At 61.4% G+C, this 3,540-nt stretch carries 4 protein-coding genes and 1 pseudogene; all 5 read left to right on the top strand.

The genetic code is table 11. The features are described from left to right. The coding region (locus tag VIW95_RS14140) for a hypothetical protein (RefSeq protein WP_331587621.1) at window positions 1-210 on the top strand (210 nt) is incomplete at its 5' end. Window positions 211-331: 121 nt separating this feature from the next. Continuing rightward, a pseudogene (locus tag VIW95_RS17535) lies at window positions 332-982 on the top strand (Rieske 2Fe-2S domain-containing protein); the annotation flags it as partial. A 5-nt stretch (window positions 983-987) separates the two neighbouring features. Beyond that, the gene (locus VIW95_RS17530) at window positions 988-1,386 is read left to right on the top strand and encodes a hypothetical protein (RefSeq protein WP_349259327.1); all 399 of its coding nucleotides are present in this window, start codon (window positions 988-990) and stop codon (window positions 1,384-1,386) included. A 355-nt stretch (window positions 1,387-1,741) separates the two neighbouring features. Then, the gene (locus tag VIW95_RS14130) at window positions 1,742-2,743 is read left to right on the top strand and encodes an N-acetylmuramoyl-L-alanine amidase (protein ID WP_331587617.1); all 1,002 of its coding nucleotides are present in this window, start codon (window positions 1,742-1,744) and stop codon (window positions 2,741-2,743) included. Then, window positions 2,740-3,540 (top strand): nucleotidyltransferase domain-containing protein (locus tag VIW95_RS14125; RefSeq protein WP_331587615.1); only part of this gene is annotated, 801 nt, incomplete at its 3' end. The genes VIW95_RS14130 and VIW95_RS14125, both read left to right, overlap by 4 nt.

The following is a 3,540-nucleotide window of genomic DNA, read 5'->3' as shown; positions in this document are numbered from 1 at the left end:
CTCGAGCAAGGCGAACTGGACGAAGCCGGGATGCCGCGAATCGCTCGCGATCGGCGCGCCAAGGCTCCCGCGCCACAGCTCGGCCTGTTCTCACCGAAAGAGGAACGCGTCGTCGATGAACTACGCTCGCTAGACATCGAGCGAATGACCCCGATGGACGCGCTAAACGCCCTCGCCCGCCTCGCCGCCCGCCTCAAGCAGGAGAAGTAGCAAGGGTACCTTTTCCTGTGTCATTCAGAGCGAAGCGAAGAATCCCGGCTCCTGAGGCGCGTGTAAATTTTAAGGTACATGTACTATAAAAAGTGCGAGTCGAAACGATGAGTAGGAGACCATGGGGGCGCCGATGTTTGTCCGTAATGCCTGGTACATAGCTGCGTGGTCTGACGAGGTCGCACAGTCGCCGCTTGGCCGGCGGATTCTTGGCGAGCCGGTCGTGCTGTGCAGGGATTCCTCGGGAGCAATCGCCGCGCTCCAGGACCGCTGCTGCCATCGCGGCGCGCCGCTGTCGTTGGGCGAGGTCGTTCCGCGCGGAATCCAATGCGGGTATCACGGTCTGGTCTTCGATTCCGCGGGACAATGCGTGCTGGTGCCGGGAGATCATAAGGTGCCGCCGGGCGCGCAGGTCCGCACTTATCCGGTCGTCGAGCGCGACGCCTTCATTTGGATATGGATGGGGAAGCCCGAACAGGCGGATCGCTCGCTGTTGATCGACTTCCCTTACCACAACGATTCCCGAAATTGGCCGCATCAGCACACAGTGATGCATTTACGCAGCGGCTCCTTGCTGGTGTTGGACAACCTGATGGATCTTTCGCATCTGGGCTACGTGCATAAGGGCACAGTCGGCGGTGACGCAACTACTCACGTGGAAGCAAAAATGCGCACCGTGCGCACGCGCAACGGAGTGAGATTCGAGCGCTGGATGCTCGACTCGGTGCCACCACCGACTTACGTCAAAGCGGTCGGTTTCAAAGGCAAGGTGGATCGATGGCAGGAGATCGAATTCGTCGCGCCAACGCGGTGCTCCAATGGAACGGCGCGATCGATGCGGGGACAGGTGTGTTGCGCGATTGGAAATACGATAGGCCCCGCGAAAACTGTTTCTCGTTCAGGCTATTCCACGGCATCACGCCTGAAACCGAGAACAGCAGCTATTATTTCTGGTCATCCGCAAATGGCTACAGCCGGGATGACCCCAGCGCGACACGCCAGCTATTTGACGAAATCGCCAGGACTTTCGAACAGGACAAGGCGGTTCTCGAAGCACAGCAAGAGCGCCTGCTCGAGCTTCCCGACGGGCCGCTGGTCGAAATTCACGGCGATGCCGCACGGATTCACGCCCGGCGCGCGGTTGATCGGCTGATCGCAAACGAGCAGGAGCGATAGAACCGGCTGGCATCACCTGCTCCGGCAGCCAGGGTTGTGGCGATCGCTTCTAGCGGGGGCTATCCTTGGATGCTGTGGATAGGCTGGGGTGATGCGGAAATTGATGGCGGTGGCGGTCGCGACGGCGGCGATTTGTGCGACGCCTGCTTTCGCACGCGCGAGTGTTCCCACCTCAGTTTTGACCTCTGCGCGGATTGAGCATCGCGGGGCTACTCTCGAACTCCATTTTGGATTTAGCGCGCCCGTCCCACGATTCGATCTCACCACGCATGGCAGTGAACTGTGGATTACGCTGCCGCGCACACGCGTTGCGGTTCCGCCGCGACCGTTGTTTGGCTATGAGACAGCGCCGATCGTGAGCGTCCGAGCGATCCAGTCGGACAGCGGGTCGCGAATCGTCGTCGAGGTGACCGGTAAATCGGACTACGCGATCGCGCGGCTCCGCGACAGAAACGAAATCGTATTGCGGGTCGCAGCAACCGGCGCCAATCCGAACATCGCTGCTCCGATTATCGTTCACAACGACGCTCCGCGCCGCCCTGCTCCACCGATCGCGCGTCCCGTTGCATTCGCACCGGCGGAGAATCCGCATCCCGTTTCTCTCGCGCCGCCGATCGCGCCCGTGCCCGTCGCCTCGAATGAAGACAATCGTCAACCGGGTCGTTTTCTCGTGATGATCGATCCCGGTCACGGCGGCTACGATCCTGGCACGGAGTCGTCTGCCGGCGTCACGGAGAAGGACCTCGCGCTGCAAATTGCGATGCGCCTGAAGACGGCTCTGGAAGCCCGCGGCATTCGCGCCGAGCTGACGCGATCGACCGATGTCTTTATCAGCCTCGCCGAGCGCACCCGAATTGCGAACAGCGCAGGCGCGGACTTGTTCGTCTCGGTGCATCTCAATTCGAGTCCGAACACCGACACCACGGGAATCGAAGTCTATTACCTGAACAACACCACCGACCGCGCGACGATCCGGCTGGCGCGAATGGAGAACAGCGGCGTCGACGGCTATGGCGCGCAGGATGCCTCCAACTTAAACTACATCCTGACCGACCTGCGTCAGAACTATAAGGCGTCGGAGGCGGCTTCTCTGGCCAGGCTGATCGACGCGCAGACGGTCGCCGATCTCGATGCCGGACTTGGACTGAACGTGAACGCGCTGGGAGCGAAGATGGGACCATTTTACGTGCTGGTCGGCGCGCATATGCCGGCCGTGCTGGTCGAGTGCGGTTTCATGTCGAACGCCGCCGAAGCCACACGGCTGCAATCGCCCCAATATCAGGACGTGCTCGCACGCGCGACCGCGACCGCAGTCGCGGACTACTTCGACGCCGACGTGGCGGCGGGAAATTTGTGAGCGTCGTGACGGGCGCGAATCGCGCCGACCCCGTCGCATCTACTGGATCTTCGCCGCGCGGCCAGGACGCGTTGCTCGCGCAATTCGTCGCGAGCAAAACTCCCGGCATCAATGCGCGCGCCTATCTCGAATCGGTCCGCGCCGAGCTGGCCGAGCGACACTTCGCCGGTGCGAGCGGCAGCGAAATAGTCGCCGCGCTGACGTCGGCGATGGACGATCTGTTGCGTGCCCTCTTCCATTACGCGGACGCGGAACACGGGCGGCGCTCGCCCAAGCTCAACCAAAAGATTGCGGTGGTTGCGCGCGGCGGTTACGGACGCGGCGAGCTGAATCCGCAATCCGATGTCGATCTGCTGTTTCTGCACGATTACAAACGCGGCCCGTACGCGGAAATTGTCACCGAAATAATATTGCACGCGCTGTGGGACGCGGGCTTGATAGTCGGGCACGGGGTTCGCACGGCCAAGGAATGCGTGCGGCTCGCCAACGAGGACCTGAAGGAAAAAACCGCGATCCTCGACGCGCGCTTTTTGTGCGGCGACGAAAAGCTTTACGCCGATCTCGACAAGCTGCTTATCGCTGACGTCCTCAATCGCAACCAGGACAAGTTCTTCGCCACCAAGCTCGAGGAAAGCCGCAAACGCCACGCCCAGTATGGCGATTCGATCTACCTGCTCGAGCCGCAGATCAAGGAGGGTGAAGGCGGGCTGCGCGATCTGCACACGGCGATGTGGCTCGCAAAGGTCAAGTACAAAGTCCATTCGCTCGAGGAGCTGGTGCAGAAGGCCGTCATCACC

Source organism: Binatus sp. (SeqCode), assembly GCF_036522015.1.
Lineage (GTDB): Bacteria > Desulfobacterota > Binatia > Binatales > Binataceae > Binatus.
This window is presented reverse-complemented; position numbering and strand designations above follow the sequence as displayed.